14 protein-coding genes and 1 pseudogene are annotated in these 12,960 nt (G+C 61.3%); 9 read left to right on the top strand and 6 right to left on the bottom strand.

Translation table 11 applies throughout. The features are described 5' to 3' along the window. Positions 1-54 precede the first annotated feature (54 nt). Positions 55-936: an AraC family transcriptional regulator gene (locus N8A98_RS00250; protein ID WP_262165575.1), complete on the bottom strand. Its 882-nt coding sequence runs from the start codon at positions 934-936 to the stop codon at positions 55-57. 145 nt (positions 937-1,081) lie between these two features. On the opposite strand from N8A98_RS00250, the gene N8A98_RS00245 reads away from it, so the two are divergent. Both N8A98_RS00245 and N8A98_RS00240 read left to right on the top strand, forming a co-directional pair. Further along, positions 1,082-2,188 (top strand): alpha/beta fold hydrolase, encoded by a 1,107-nt coding sequence (locus tag N8A98_RS00245; protein ID WP_262165573.1) that lies wholly within the window; start codon positions 1,082-1,084, stop codon positions 2,186-2,188. A 54-nt stretch (positions 2,189-2,242) separates the two neighbouring features. Next, positions 2,243-2,983, top strand: a complete 741-nt coding sequence (locus N8A98_RS00240; RefSeq protein ID WP_262165897.1) for an SDR family NAD(P)-dependent oxidoreductase — start codon at positions 2,243-2,245, stop codon at positions 2,981-2,983. Between the two features lie 269 nt (positions 2,984-3,252). On the opposite strand, the gene N8A98_RS00235 is transcribed toward N8A98_RS00240, so the two are convergent. The 5 genes from N8A98_RS00235 to N8A98_RS00215 form a co-directional block, all read right to left on the bottom strand. Beyond that, positions 3,253-3,600 carry a EutQ-related cupin domain-containing protein gene (locus N8A98_RS00235; RefSeq protein WP_113122772.1) on the bottom strand — a complete coding sequence of 116 codons (348 nt, stop codon included), beginning with the start codon at positions 3,598-3,600 and terminating at the stop codon, positions 3,253-3,255. Positions 3,601-3,799: 199 nt separating this feature from the next. Next, complete coding sequence (gene alaE / locus N8A98_RS00230) at positions 3,800-4,261, bottom strand: L-alanine exporter AlaE (RefSeq protein ID WP_262165571.1); 462 nt, start codon at positions 4,259-4,261, stop codon at positions 3,800-3,802. Between the two features lie 100 nt (positions 4,262-4,361). Next, positions 4,362-5,198 carry an alpha/beta fold hydrolase gene (locus N8A98_RS00225; RefSeq protein ID WP_262165570.1) on the bottom strand — a complete coding sequence of 279 codons (837 nt, stop codon included), beginning with the start codon at positions 5,196-5,198 and terminating at the stop codon, positions 4,362-4,364. Between the two features lie 84 nt (positions 5,199-5,282). Next, positions 5,283-5,642 (bottom strand): nuclear transport factor 2 family protein, encoded by a 360-nt coding sequence (locus N8A98_RS00220; RefSeq protein WP_262165568.1) that lies wholly within the window; start codon positions 5,640-5,642, stop codon positions 5,283-5,285. Between the two features lie 152 nt (positions 5,643-5,794). Further along, positions 5,795-6,049, bottom strand: coding sequence for a DUF2171 domain-containing protein (locus N8A98_RS00215; RefSeq protein WP_113122769.1), 255 nt, complete (start codon positions 6,047-6,049; stop codon positions 5,795-5,797). Positions 6,050-6,585: 536 nt separating this feature from the next. On the opposite strand from N8A98_RS00215, the gene N8A98_RS00210 reads away from it, so the two are divergent. From N8A98_RS00210 to N8A98_RS00180, 7 genes and pseudogenes are all read left to right on the top strand, one after another. After that, positions 6,586-7,455, top strand: a complete 870-nt coding sequence (locus N8A98_RS00210) for a LysR family transcriptional regulator (RefSeq protein WP_262165566.1) — start codon at positions 6,586-6,588, stop codon at positions 7,453-7,455. Between the two features lie 120 nt (positions 7,456-7,575). Beyond that, the gene (locus tag N8A98_RS00205; RefSeq protein ID WP_262165565.1) at positions 7,576-8,511 is read left to right on the top strand and encodes a pirin family protein; all 936 of its coding nucleotides are present in this window, start codon (positions 7,576-7,578) and stop codon (positions 8,509-8,511) included. Between the two features lie 41 nt (positions 8,512-8,552). Then, positions 8,553-9,809: a DUF5996 family protein gene (locus N8A98_RS00200; RefSeq protein ID WP_262165563.1), complete on the top strand. Its 1,257-nt coding sequence runs from the start codon at positions 8,553-8,555 to the stop codon at positions 9,807-9,809. Positions 9,810-9,817: 8 nt separating this feature from the next. Continuing rightward, positions 9,818-9,991, top strand: a complete 174-nt coding sequence (locus N8A98_RS00195; RefSeq protein ID WP_262165562.1) for a DUF2934 domain-containing protein — start codon at positions 9,818-9,820, stop codon at positions 9,989-9,991. A 9-nt stretch (positions 9,992-10,000) separates the two neighbouring features. Then, positions 10,001-11,053: an LLM class flavin-dependent oxidoreductase gene (locus N8A98_RS00190; RefSeq protein WP_262165560.1), complete on the top strand. Its 1,053-nt coding sequence runs from the start codon at positions 10,001-10,003 to the stop codon at positions 11,051-11,053. Continuing rightward, a pseudogene (locus N8A98_RS00185) lies at positions 11,054-11,742 on the top strand (NADPH-dependent F420 reductase). It begins immediately after the preceding gene. Next, complete coding sequence (locus N8A98_RS00180) at positions 11,739-12,770, top strand: Atu2307/SP_0267 family LLM class monooxygenase (RefSeq protein WP_262165559.1); 1,032 nt, start codon at positions 11,739-11,741, stop codon at positions 12,768-12,770. The pseudogene N8A98_RS00185 and the gene N8A98_RS00180 overlap by 4 nt, the downstream one beginning before the upstream one ends. Positions 12,771-12,960 lie beyond the last annotated feature (190 nt).

Below are 12,960 nucleotides of genomic sequence, written 5' to 3'. Positions count from 1 at the left end.
AAGAAGCCCAGCAAACGGATATACGAATGTCTCCGTAATCCTCTCCCGGCCAGGCTAGCGTTGCAGATCGGCCTTAGGCGAGCTTCCAAACATGCTTTTGTACTCGCGGCTGAATTGCGCGGGACTGAGGTAGCCTACCTCGTAGGCGACCTGAGATACGCTGGCGCTACCGGCGCCAAGGAGCTTTTTCGCTTCCATGAGGCGCACCTTACGCTGGAACAGCAGAGGGCTGTGGCCAGTCACGGCCTTGAAATGCCGGTGAAAAGAGGTCGAGCTCATGCCCGCTGCAGCGGCGAGTTCAGGAATGACAACCGGCTTGCTGTAGTTAGTTGCGAGCCAATCGGCCGCCGTCTTGAGCTGTTGGAACCGCTCGTTGCGCTGGCTGACCTGGCGGAGCGTATCGCCCATCGGGCTCTGCAAAAGGCGATAGTAGAGTTCGGCTTCGTAGTGGGGCGCAAGCATGCCAACATCAGCTGGCGTGTTCACCAACCCCACAAGCCGCGCGAATGCCTCCTCGACCGGGCCATTGAGTTCCGCCGCGGCGACGGCGCAGGTCCAACGATGGTGGGACGTGGGCATATCGAGCATAACGCGCGTCAGCAGGTCGGCGTCCAGATGTAGACTAATCCCCACATAGGGCAAGTCCGGCGACGGCTTGGTCAATTGGTGTGTATAGGGAAGGCCAAAGGACGAAGTTGCGCAGGCGCCGGCCAGCAAATCGAAGCGATTGGCGCCCATGATCAGTACCTTGGTGCCGCTCAATACCGCGTAAAACATAGGCTCGAACACCGCAGCAGTCGGCCGGGTGTCATAGGCGCTGGTCCACACGGTCAAGCGCGGCACGGGAGTCGACTGGCCCATCTTCTCCGGATTTGAGACGAGAAAAGGAGCGATGTCGGCGAGAAGGCGGTCTGTCGGATTAAGCGTGTCAAGCATGGCCTGAAGATAGTCAATTGGCAGGATTGTGCAAGACTAAGGTCAGATCAGCAATGTCACTTCGCGGGCTCAGGCTTATTTTGGCGCCCAACGAACGACCCTGCCGACGAGTGGCGGGCACCCGTTCCTGCTCAGGATACAACTCATGTCAATTCGTAGTCTTCGCAACGCCGATGCGCTAACGTTCAACCGTGCCGACAGCGTGATCTCAAGGCGGCGCCTCCTGCAAACATCGTTGGTCTTCGGCATAGTGCTGGCACTGGCGCCTTTTTCTACTTTGGCCGGCGAAGTGGATGCACCCCCGCCAGTCCGCGAGCATATGGTGGACGCCGGCTACGGCCAGTTCCACGTCATCGAACAGGGCAAAGGTCCTGCGGTCCTCTTCGTGCACGGATTTCCCGACACTGCTGCAACCTGGAGCAGCCAGATGGAGGCGGTCGCCGAGGCCGGTTATCGCGCAGTGGCGCTGGATATGCGCGGCTACGGCCAAAGCTATGCCCCAGAAGCCGCTGACCAGTACACGGCCCTTCATCTTACAGGTGACCTCGTAAGCGTGCTCGACGCGCTCTCCATCGAAACCGCTGTGATCGTCGGTCACGACTGGGGCGCCTACCAGTCGCAAATGGCGGCGCTCCTGCGGCCTGACAGGTTTACTGCCCTCGTCAGTCTTGCCATTCCGATCTATCCGCGCGGCGACATCAGTTTTGACGATATCATCCGCAATCAGGGATCGCAGGATGTCTATTACGGCTGCGCAATGGCCGCGGAGGGAAGTGAAACCAAGTTTTCCGATGCCACGCAATCAATTCCGAGCATTCTCTACTGGCTTTCTGGTAGCCCAGAAGTGTCCGAGGGCTGGGATCCACTCAATCCCGAACTTCACATGCTTCGGCCCGCACCGGTTGAGGTGCCGGAATGGGCCGATCCCGAATACGTCCGCCACAATATCGAGGCGTTCACCCAGACCGGCTTCCGCGGCGGAATGAACTACTACCGCGCCTTTCCGAAAACCTTCGAACTGATGGTCGCTTATAAGAACGCCGCCCTCCAGCAGCCATCGCTCTACATCTGGGGTGCAGAGGATGGTTTGAGCCGGATGTATCATCCCGATCCTCCGACACTGGAAGAGCTGCGCGCATTGCAGCCGAACCTCGTCGATCAAGTCAGGCTCGAAAATGTAGGCCACTGGATCCAGATCGAGGCGCCTGATGAGGTGAATAAGGCGCTCATCGACTTCCTGGCAGGCCTTTGAAAATTGAGGGTTGCACTCGATCTAGAGCCACCCCCAAAAATGAAAGAAGATGAAATGATTAAACTCACGGGCAAGCGAGCTCTTGTCACCGGTGGCTCCCGCGGCATTGGCGCTGCGATCGCGCTGGTGCTGGCCGAGCATGGAGCCGATGTCGCCATCACCTATCTCAATTCGGCCGAACGAGCGAGCGCGGTTGTTTCGTCTATCGAGGCCCTGGGGCGCCGCGGCCTGGCCGTGCAAGCCGACAGCGCTGACACGGATGCGATCAAACGGGCAGTCGAGGCCACGGCCCAGGCGCTCGGCGGGCTTGATATTCTCGTCAACAGTGCAGCCATCGGTCTTTCCGGGCCGATCTCTGACATCGATCTCACGCAGTATCAGACATTGATGGACATCAATGTGCGAGCGCCCCTTGCCTTCTCGCAAGCCGCAATTCCTTACCTGCCCGAAGGCGGTCGCATTATCTCTATTGGATCAGGTCTAGGAGACCGCGTCCCGTTTCCTGGCGTAACCGCCTATGCCATGTCGAAATCGGCATTGCTTTCGTTCACACGCGGATTGTCCCGCGAACTCGGGCCAAAGGGGATAACGGTGAACCTGATCGCCACGGGATCGACTGACACGGAGTCAAATCCCGCAGATGGCGCGGGAGCTGATTTCCAGCGTGGTTTGACCTCGCTTGGGCGCTTTGCCGATCCACGCGAAATCGCCAATGTCGTGGCGTTTCTTGCCAGCCCTTCGGCGAGCATGATGACAGGGAGCGTTGTTGCGGTGGATGGGGGCGCGAACGCCTAAGCCAGAGGACACAAGGACGCCTATCGGTCGTCTTCTCAGGCATCGGGATTGCATCAAAAGGCTGCATCCCGATGTCGTCGCGCCCGAGAGGGCGCTGACCGGCACGCCCCGCACATCGTGCGCATCGCGTGATCGTGCACAAGGACAGTTCCGTCGTATATCCAGCATGAATTTACTGTCATACGGTGGCAAGAATTGTGCGGAACGGTTTGCAGCCGATGCTTGTTGCGGCCGCCCTTAAGCTCAACGGTTTGCGGCGGTGCATTGCTCTACCTGGCATCTTTCCAATGGGGATAGGTCACATAGGCCGTTGTGGCGCCATGCTCGTGCGACCGAATCTGGATTCTTTCGCCTTTAGGCATATGGACGACCTCACCAGGACCAGCGGTCACACTTCCATTCCCGCCGGTTACGGTGAGGTGGCCTGCGATCACCATCATGACATCGTCCACCAGCATGGTTTCGTTGAGCTCCTGATGAGGTCCATAGCGTCCGAAACCAATGGTCACGGGCGCACCTTCGTCATGACCGATCATGTCAGCTGTAAAAATATCGGCGTCCTGATCAGGTGAACGTTCAAATTGCGCTTGCGAAATAGCGACCTTGCGTAGTGGCATGAAGGCGAGCCCCTGAAGTTTAAAATGAGAAGGTACCTACCCACTCGCGCCTTGAGCGGAGTTGGCACGGCAGGTGCGTTCGAGGTCAACAAGACCGAGCAGCAGGGGTTGGTCGATCGGGTCGAAAACGTGAGATCAGTCATCGCCGTGGCTTGCGAGATTTCCGGCGATTTTTCTCAGCCTGGAAGGTGCAGACGGTTTAGCTATTGAGTGACATCGGCTTCTTGCCTCCGGGAGACAGGCCGAAGAGATGCCTTACCCCGTTGAGGAAGGCGCCATACGGGCGACCAAGCGCGATCATCATTATGGCGGCGCCGAGTATGCCCATCAGCAGCCCAGTTCCTGTTGCGCCGCTCAGCGCGATGATCGCCGCGTAGATCGGTACCTGGAAACTCATGAGAGCCACGCTATCCCAGAGAACCTGGGAGAAGCGGCTTGCCTTTGCATGGCTCACCATCCAGTCGCGCCAGAGACCGTATGGCCGCCCGACCGGGAGCATCAGAACACCGCCCAGGAGGCGTGCGTGCAAGACCTGCTCCCATGTCATGCCGGCGATGAAGCGCTCGTTGATGATTCCGGTCGTGGTGAAGAACAAAAGCAAGGCCAACGTATCCGCGATGTAGCCGCGGACGCCGTTTGGCCGCTTTGTCGTTTCCGCCATATGGCTGTTCCTGTCTCGATGCGACGACGTGCTCGCCGGCAGCGGATATTGCCGATCCGACCATAGGTGAGGGACGGGACCGAGGCCCCGTCCTAGGACGTCAGCCGTTGACGAAGGCCAGAAGGTCGGCGTTCAGGACGTCCGCGTTGACTGTGAGCATGCCATGCGAAAGGCCGGGATATGTCTTGAGCGTGCCGTTTGGCAGCAGTTTGACGGCCTTGAGGGCCGCCGCGGCGATGGGTACGACCTGGTCGTCCTCACCATGCAGCACCAATGTCGGCACCGTGATGGCCATCAGATCCTCGGTCTGGTCGGTTTCCGAGAAGGCCTTTATGCCGTCGTAGTGGGCCTTGGCGCTGCCCATCATGCCCTGCCGCCACCAGTTCTGGATGACGCCTTCATGGATTTGGGCGCCATCGCGATTGAAGCCGTAGAAGGGGCCGGAAGGAACGTCCCGGAAGAACTGGGCGCGGTTGGCTGCCAGAGCCGCGCGGAAGCCGTCGAAGACTTCCATCGGCGTTCCTTCGGCATTGGCAGCGGTCTTGAGCATCAGCGGCGGAATGGCGGAAACAAGAACAGCCTTGGCAACGCGTCCCGCCGGTCCGCCGAACTTGGCGACATAACGGGCCACTTCGCCGCCGCCCGTCGAGTGGCCGATGTGAACGGCATTGGTGAGATCCAGCGACTTGGCGACGGCGAAAGCGTCGGCCGCATAGTGCTCGATGTCGTGCCCGTCGGCCACCTGTTCGGAGCGTCCGTGGCCGCGTCGGTCATGCGCTACGACGCGAAAGCCCTTCGAAAGAAAGAAGAGCATCTGGGCGTCCCAGTCGTCGGAGCTGAGTGGCCAGCCGTGATGGAACACGATTGGTTGGGCGTCCTTGGGACCCCAATCCTTGTAGAAGATCTGTACGTTGTCGTCGGTCGTGACAAAGCCCATGGTCGTCTCCTTTGAAAACACCGGTGGCAGGCGCCATGCCCTCGGACAGACAGGCGCAAGTTGAGTAATCGCGGTCAGCCCGCTTCACCGGACTTGATCGAGGAAAACGTGCAGCGATTGGATCACGCCAGCTTCGATATGGGCGACATCGGTACCGGTCACGGCGGCGGGGCCGCCCGGCGGACCGGCACGCCATTGCAAGCGGCCTACGCCGTTGTGGCCGAGTGCCGGCCTGATCGGCGTGAAGCTGAAATCCGGTGGCAAGCTTGCCAGAAGCTCGGTAACAGCCTGGCAAATCGCCTCGTGCCCCTGTGCCGAACGATGCGGCTCATGGAACTCCGCACGTTCCGAATAGAGGCGACGAATTGCCTCCATCCGCCGGGTCGGATCACGCTCGCCAAAGACCAGGTCGAGGTTTGCCTGCATGATTGTTTCGTAATCCATTGTACCCCCAAAAGATGCAGAGCAGCCGATGATCGCCCGCCCAAGCGGCGTGCACGACCGGCCGCCTTCAATGCGTCGCATCTCAGCTCAGGCGGCAAACTAAAAGCAAGCAGGCTCGGTCAGTCGCCGTCTGCAGGCCTCTCTGACCGCAATCAGTCAGCCATGGTGCCGTCTTCGTTTTCATCGAGCAGGACTGCGTTTGCGCCTGTTGCCGAGAGGCGAACGGTGTCGCCCTCGACGTCGGCGACGAGGCCACCTGGTATGAAGTGGCTCTGGCCGGCGTGATCGCCGACATCATTGGCTTCGAGCTGGATGCGCTGGTCCACCACAGCAGCGACAACGCCAATCTTGGCGCCGTCGGCACCCACAACAGTCATTCCCTTGGCGATATTCGAGAGTTCGCTCATGCGATGTTCCTTTTTGACGCTAGATAAATGTTGAGAACTCGATCCGACATAGGATCAAGCCGATAAGCATCGGGCTCAGCGGCAATTGCACCACGAGGAGGGAGCGGCCGATGCCCACAAATCCAATGCTAAGCAAACCGACCAATTTCGGACCAGTGGGCTGTCTTGCTCGTGTCGATGGTACCCGTCATCCAGCTCCCAAAGCTGCGATGCTTGATCCACCGCTCGGCCGCACCTTGTCACTGCTTAGACTGACGCGGTAGTGCCGGGTGAGCGGACGCTGTGTCGCGCCGAGAGGAACGCCGCTGGAGATCGTGGACCTAGTGACTTTGTCGAGTTTGCAGCTTCGGGGGCGGTTCGGCGGGACCGGGGCGTGGGCGTGTGCAAATCCATAGGCAGTCGACGCCTGTTCACGCTTAAGCCGAGTTTGGCGTTCAACTACTGGCGCGCACCGACTGGCAGGACTGGTGTTTGCAGTTGCGCATGTGGATGCGATAGTCCGGCAGTTGCGCCGGTGTGTCGCACAAGGGAACATTATGGATATTGAAGAACTCCAGACCTTTGTGGAAGTCGCTGATGCTGGGGGCATCACGTCCGCAGCTCGTCGGCTTGGAGTATCGAAGTCCATTGTCAGCCGGCGGCTCGCCCGACTTGAGACCGGGCTAGGCGTGCAGCTTTTGGCCCGGACGACCCGCGGCGCCGCCCTCACGGAAGCCGGCATTGCCTTCCGGGACCATGCTGCCAGGGTGGTGGCGGAAATCGAGACCGCCAAGGCAGTGATCTTGCCCAATGGCGATCTGAAGGGACGACTGCGCGTATCGGTGCCGCTTTCCGTAGGACCAACCGAATTTGCCCCCTTGCTTGCCAATTTGGCAAAACACCACCCTCACCTGCATATCCACGCGTCCTATAGCGATCGCTTCGTCGATCTGATTGCCGAAGGTTTCGATTGCGCGATCAGGGTCGGCTATCTCCAGGATTCAAATTTGATCGCGAGGCGGGTCGGCCCGTTCTATGGCAAGCTCGTCGCCAGCCCTGACTATGTCGCCATCCATGGTGAGCCGCAGACGCCCCATGAACTCTCGGCGCATGAAGCGCTGATGCAGGGGACCGAAACCTGGCAGTTCAGCGACGGCGATCAGGTGGTGAGCGTCCAACCTCAGGGCCGGTTCAAAGCCGACAATGGCAGCGCCCTCGTTCCTGCAGCACTCGCGGGCATCGGCATTGCCTGGCTGCCGGATTGTCTCGTCGACCACCACGTCGCCAGCGGCGCCTTGATCCCCATCCTGGTAGGCTTCCCTCCGCCGGCAGCCGGAATCTATGTCGTGCGCCCACCCGGCCAGTTCCCAACGCACAAAGTCCGGGTTTTGACCGAATTCCTAATCGAGCACTTTGGAACCGAATAGATGTCCATTGCGCTTAGCGTTCCATTTCTGGCGACACAGTACCTCACCAGGCACACCTAGCTCTGACGCTATGCGCATGCCTAGTTACTGCCTGACCGAACGGGACAGGGAGCATGGCTTGTGAGTTGGAATCCGGCGCTGGAACCAGGCAACCCCGATGACGTAGGCGCCGATGCGATCGCGACACTGATCATTCCGCGCAGCCGGGACATCGGTGGCTTCGAGGTTCGCCGGGCGCTGCCTTCCCCGCAGCGCCAGATGGTGGGCCCGTTCATTTTCTTCGACCAGGCTGGCCCGGCAGAACTGCTGACCGGCCAGGGAATCGATGTGCGCCCGCACCCGCATACTGGTCTCGGCACGGTGACCTACCTCTTCTGGGGCGACTTTCACCACCGCGACAGCACCGGTGCCGATCAGGTGATCCGGCCGGGCGAGCTGAACTGGATGGTTGCCGGGCGCGGCGTCTCGCACTCCGAACGGACCACGGCGGCGGCGCGAAGCGGGCCGAACAGTCTCTTCGGCATCCAGACCTGGGTCGCCCTGCCGGAGAGCCACGAGGAGATGGCACCGACATTCGAGCATCATGGCAAGCGGGCTTTGCCCGTCTTGGAAGACAAGGGCGTGTCGCTGCGGCTGATCCTGGGCAAGGCCTATGGGCAGGAGGCGCCAGCGACCCTGTTCTCGGAAACCTTCTACGCCGACGTGCACCTGGCCGGCGGAAGCCGTTTGCCCCTCCCGGACAATCACGAGGATCGGGGCATCTACATCGTCGAGGGATCAATCTCGGTCGCCGGTCAGGATTTCCAGGCGCCGCAGATGATGGTGTTCCGGCCTGGCGACAGGATCACCGTGGTGGCCGGCGAGGGGGGAGCCAGGCTGATGATCCTGGGCGGCGCGACGCTCAGCGGACCGCGCTACATCTGGTGGAACTTCGTCGCCTCGTCCGAGGAGCGGATCGAACGAGCCAAGGCCGAATGGCGCGCCCAGAACTGGGGACAGGGCCTTTTCGACCTGCCGATCAATGACCGTGACGAGTTCATCCCGCTGCCTGACTGATCCACAGACTTGGGCAAACCGACATCAAGCACAGGACTATCATGACCAACTGGCCTCAACTCGACTATCTCGCCTGGCGCGACACCTGCTCGGCACTGCATCTCTATTTGCAGGTGGCAGGCAAGTACCGGCTCGCGCATACACCTTGGCTCAACCATTCCTGGCACGCGACCTTCTATGTGACGCCCTTGGGCCTCGCCTCCTCTCCAATTCCCGATGGGCCAGGCATCGAGATTCTATTCGACCTCAAGAACCATGCCGTGGTCGGCACCTGCGGCAATGGCCACAAGGTGTCCTTTGCCCTCGAGGCAATGACCGTTGCTGAATTCCACGGCAAGTTCGTGCAGCTGGTCACCGAGCTGGGCGGCACGCCGACCTTTAACGGCGAGCCCAATGAAGTGCCCGATCCGGTGCCCTTCGTGGAGGATCATCGCGACCGCCCTTACGATCGGGATTCTGTCGAGCGTTTCCATCAGGCACTGGTCGCAATGGACCGGGTCATGGGACGTTTCAGGACGGCTTTTCTCGGGAAATCCAGCCCGGTGCACCTGTTCTGGGGCAGTTTCGATCTGGCTGTCACCCGATTCTCCGGGCGCCGTGCGCCGCTTCACCCCGGCGGCGTGCCGGCGCTGCCGCTCGAAGTCGCCCAAGAAGCCTATGATCGCGAAGTTGCGTCGGTTGGCTTCTGGCCCGGTGGCGGCGGCCTCGACTACCCAGCCTTCTATGCCTATGCCTATCCTTCGCCGAAAGGCTTCAAGTCGGCTTCTGTGCGACCCGAACATGCCTTCTGGCACGATACTTTGGGCGAATTCATCCTGCCCTATGCGGCGGTCCAGTCGGCAGTTGATCCCGACGCAACTCTGACGGCCTTCCTCAATTCAACCTATGACGCCGCTGCCGATCTCGGTCATTGGGATCGCGACCTGCTCGAATGCGGACCGGGTCACCCGCGACAGGTGCGTCCGCACGATGCGGGTCAGCATGACGCCGCACCCACCCCGGAGGATGGCACTGTCGAGCGGCAGGATGGCCCGACCAAGGGGCGCTACCGCATCGTCATCGATGGCGTCGAGGCGGAGATGACCTACAGCCGGATCAGCTCTGAGTTGATCATCATCGACCATACCGGTGTGCCGGAGGCTCTGCGCGGTTGCAAGATCGGCGAGCGCCTGGTGCGGCAGGCAGTGGAGGATGCGCGGCGGGACGGCGTTGCCATCCTGCCGCTCTGCCCCTTCGCCAAGGCGCAGATCAACCGGCATCCGGAATGGCAGGACGTGCTGCAACGGTCCCGGGCGTGAGGACGGCCATGTACGAGGATACCGAGAAATTCGTCGATCTCGATTTCGAGCAGCGCGTGCGCCGGCGGGCTTATGACCTGTGGGAGAAAGACGGAAGGCAAGAAGGGCGCGAGACGGACTATTGGTTCGCGGCGCTGCGGCTGGAGCTGGATACGCGGGACCACCCCGAGGCCGGACTATAGGGTTTTCTGATGAGCATTGAGTTTGGAATAGATTCCTTCGGCGATCTGCCGCGGGACGACCGTGGCGCGATCGTATCCCATGCAGAGGCCATACGCGCCACGGTCGAAGAAGCGGTGCTGGCCGATCAGGTCGGTATAGACGTGGTGTCGCTCGGTGAGCATCATCGGCCCGAATATGCGATCTCCAGCCCGGAAACGGTCCTGGCGGGAATAGCGACCCGGACCTCGCGCATTCGCCTTGCTTCGGGCGTCACGGTACTCAGCTCCGATGATCCGGTACGGGTGTTTCAGCGCTTCGCCACGGTCGATGCCCTGTCCAATGGACGGGCCGAAGTCATTCTCGGCCGAGGCTCGTTCACGGAATCCTTTCCGCTGTTCGGATTCGACCTCAAGGATTATGACACCCTCTTCGAGGAGAAGATCGACCTGTTCAATCGGCTCCTTGAGGAGAAGCCGGTTTCCTGGACGGGAACGACACGGGCGGCGCTGCGGGATGCAGAGGTGTTTCCCAAGACCGAGTCCGGGCGGCTGACGACCTGGGTGGGGGTTGGCGGTTCGCCACAATCAGTGATCCGGACGGCCAAATATGGCTTTGGACTGATGCTGGCCATTATCGGCGGGCAGCCGGCTCGCTTCGCGCCCTATGTGGACCTCTATCGGCGCGCCAGCGAGCAATTCGGCACCTCCGCTTTGCCGGTGGGCATGCACTCGCCTGGTTTCGTTGCCGAGACAGATGAAGAGGCACGCGCGCTGTTCTATCCCGGCTATCGGGAAATACGCGATCGCATCGGTGCCCTGCGCGGATGGCCGCCGCTGCGCAAAGACGAGTTCGATGCCGATGTGGAGAGCGGCTCGCTTTATGTCGGCTCGCCCGAAACCGTGGCGCGCAAGATGGCCAAAGCTATCGAGTCGCTGGATGTCGGCCGGTTCGACCTGATCTATTCGGCCGCCGGAGCCGTTTCGGCGAGCGCCCGCCTCAAGGCGGTCGAACTCTTTGGCACCAGGGTCGTGCCGCGCGTGCGGGACATTCTGACCGAGCGAAAAGCGGCGGCGCAGAACTAGATGACCGACAGGACAGTGAAGACGGTCGGCATATTGGGTGCGGGCAAGTTAGGGGTCGTCCTGGCCCGCCTTGCTGTCGCTGCCGGCTACAAGGTTCTCATCGGCGGGTCGGGCGATCCCGACAGGATCGCGCTAACCGTGGATGTGCTCGCGCCTGGCGCTGTGCCTGTCTGGTCTGCGGACGCGGCGCGACGGGCGGACCTCGTTATTCTGGCTTTGCCGCTCGGCAAGTACGAGAGCCTGCCGGTTTCGGAACTCGGTGGCAAACTGGTCATCGACGCCATGAACTATTGGTGGGAGACCGATGGCCAAAGGGCCGATCTGATCGATCCCGCCGGTCTACCAGCGAGATCGTGCAGGAATTCCTGCCCAACGCGCGGGTGGTGAAGGGCCTCAATCACATGGGCTATCACGACCTCGACGAACAGGCCCGGCCCAGGGGAGAAGCAGACAGGAAGGCCATTGCCGTGGCGGGCGATGATCCAGGGCATGTCGCGATCGTCGTTGAGTTCATCGACGCGATCGGCTTTGACGCCGTGCAAGCGGGCGCGCTGCGCGACGGGATCAGGCTGCAGCCGGGCACGGCCGCGTTTGGTGCCAATGTTGCTTCATCCCAGCTCGAAGACCTGCTCAGGCGGGCCGCTGAGGTCGCGTGCCCTACCGAAAAAGAGTGCAAGGACCCATCATGAAAATCGGTATTCATAGCTTCGCCGCCTTGTTTCCTGACCCCAGGACTGGAGAAACACCATCGGCTACCGATCGGATGGCCGGTGTGCTGGACGAGATCGAACTGGCAGAGGAGGTGGGCCTCGACTTCTTCGGCATTGGCGAGCACCATCGACCCGAATTCCTCGATTCCGCGCCGGCGATGATCCTGGCGGCCGCTGCAGCGCGGACCAGCCGGATCGGATTGACCAGTGCGGTGACGGTGCTGAGCGCCGACGACCCGGTGCGGGTGTTTCAGAATTTTGCGACGCTTGACTTGATCTCCCGCGGCCGGGCGGAAATCGTCGCGGGGCGCGGCTCGTCGGTGGAGGCGTTTCCGCTATTTGGCCTGCCCATGACCGACTACGACGACCTGTTTGCCGAAAAACTCAACCTGCTGCTGTTGTTGCGCGGTACTGCCTATCCAACGTGGAAAGGGCGTTTCCGTCCCGCGCTGACCGGACAGGGCGTGTTCCCGCGACCGCATCAGGAGCGGATGCCGATCTGGGCGGGCGTCGGGGGGACGCCGCAGTCCTTTGTCCGTGCCGGTACGCTCGGCCTGCCACTGATGATCGCGATCATTGGTGGAAGCTTCGAGCGGTTCCGTCCGCTGGTCGAGCTCTATCGCAAGGCCGGGGAACAGGCGGGGCATGACCCGGCCAGGCTGCAAGTTGGGGTGCATGCCATGGGTTTCGTCGCCGACAGCGATGCGGCGGCGCGTGACAGCTTCTATCCGGGTTGGGCGCAGATGATCGGCAAATATGCCCATGAGCGCGGCTGGCCCCAGCCCGATCGCGCCCAGTTTGACCAGATGACCGGCCCAAAGGGCGCGTTCCTCGTGGGAAGTCCGGAGACGGTCGTGGCAAAGATCCGACACGCCGATGACGTTCTCAACGGCCTTTCGCGCGTGGCCTTCCAGATGACCTCCGCAGCCTTCGAGACAGAAGCCATGCTTCGCTCGATCGAACTGCTTGGTACGGAGGTGGCCCCAGCCGTGCAGTCGGTCCAGTGACGCCAATGGTGAGGCAAAAGCAATAGGTCTGAGAAGGTTTCCTGGAGGCGCAAGGCTGCTTTCGGCCCACGGCCTAGAGACCGTCGGCGGCCGCAATGGGGTCGCAAGCAGCCGCCTCGAACCTCGTTCCGGACCACATATTATGCGAATCGATATCGAGGATATTCGTCGCAAGCGGCGGCGCGGGCAA

The organism is Devosia neptuniae (assembly GCF_025452235.1).
Taxonomy (GTDB): Bacteria; Pseudomonadota; Alphaproteobacteria; order Rhizobiales; family Devosiaceae; genus Devosia.
This window is presented reverse-complemented; position numbering and strand designations above follow the sequence as displayed.

What these genes read in the sequence shown, in the direction of transcription:
- N8A98_RS00250 (WP_262165575.1), bottom strand. Translation starts at nt 936, where the DNA reads ATGCTTGACACGCTTAATCCGACAGACCGCCTTCTCGCCGACATCGCT.
- N8A98_RS00245 (WP_262165573.1), top strand. Translation starts at nt 1,082, where the DNA reads ATGTCAATTCGTAGTCTTCGCAACGCCGATGCGCTAACGTTCAACCGT.
- N8A98_RS00240 (WP_262165897.1), top strand. Translation starts at nt 2,243, where the DNA reads ATGATTAAACTCACGGGCAAGCGAGCTCTTGTCACCGGTGGCTCCCGC.
- N8A98_RS00235 (WP_113122772.1), bottom strand. Translation starts at nt 3,600, where the DNA reads ATGCCACTACGCAAGGTCGCTATTTCGCAAGCGCAATTTGAACGTTCA.
- alaE (WP_262165571.1), bottom strand. Translation starts at nt 4,261, where the DNA reads ATGGCGGAAACGACAAAGCGGCCAAACGGCGTCCGCGGCTACATCGCG.
- N8A98_RS00225 (WP_262165570.1), bottom strand. Translation starts at nt 5,198, where the DNA reads ATGGGCTTTGTCACGACCGACGACAACGTACAGATCTTCTACAAGGAT.
- N8A98_RS00220 (WP_262165568.1), bottom strand. Translation starts at nt 5,642, where the DNA reads ATGGATTACGAAACAATCATGCAGGCAAACCTCGACCTGGTCTTTGGC.
- N8A98_RS00215 (WP_113122769.1), bottom strand. Translation starts at nt 6,049, where the DNA reads ATGAGCGAACTCTCGAATATCGCCAAGGGAATGACTGTTGTGGGTGCC.
- N8A98_RS00210 (WP_262165566.1), top strand. Translation starts at nt 6,586, where the DNA reads ATGGATATTGAAGAACTCCAGACCTTTGTGGAAGTCGCTGATGCTGGG.
- N8A98_RS00200 (WP_262165563.1), top strand. Translation starts at nt 8,553, where the DNA reads ATGACCAACTGGCCTCAACTCGACTATCTCGCCTGGCGCGACACCTGC.
- N8A98_RS00195 (WP_262165562.1), top strand. Translation starts at nt 9,818, where the DNA reads ATGTACGAGGATACCGAGAAATTCGTCGATCTCGATTTCGAGCAGCGC.
- N8A98_RS00190 (WP_262165560.1), top strand. Translation starts at nt 10,001, where the DNA reads ATGAGCATTGAGTTTGGAATAGATTCCTTCGGCGATCTGCCGCGGGAC.
- N8A98_RS00180 (WP_262165559.1), top strand. Translation starts at nt 11,739, where the DNA reads ATGAAAATCGGTATTCATAGCTTCGCCGCCTTGTTTCCTGACCCCAGG.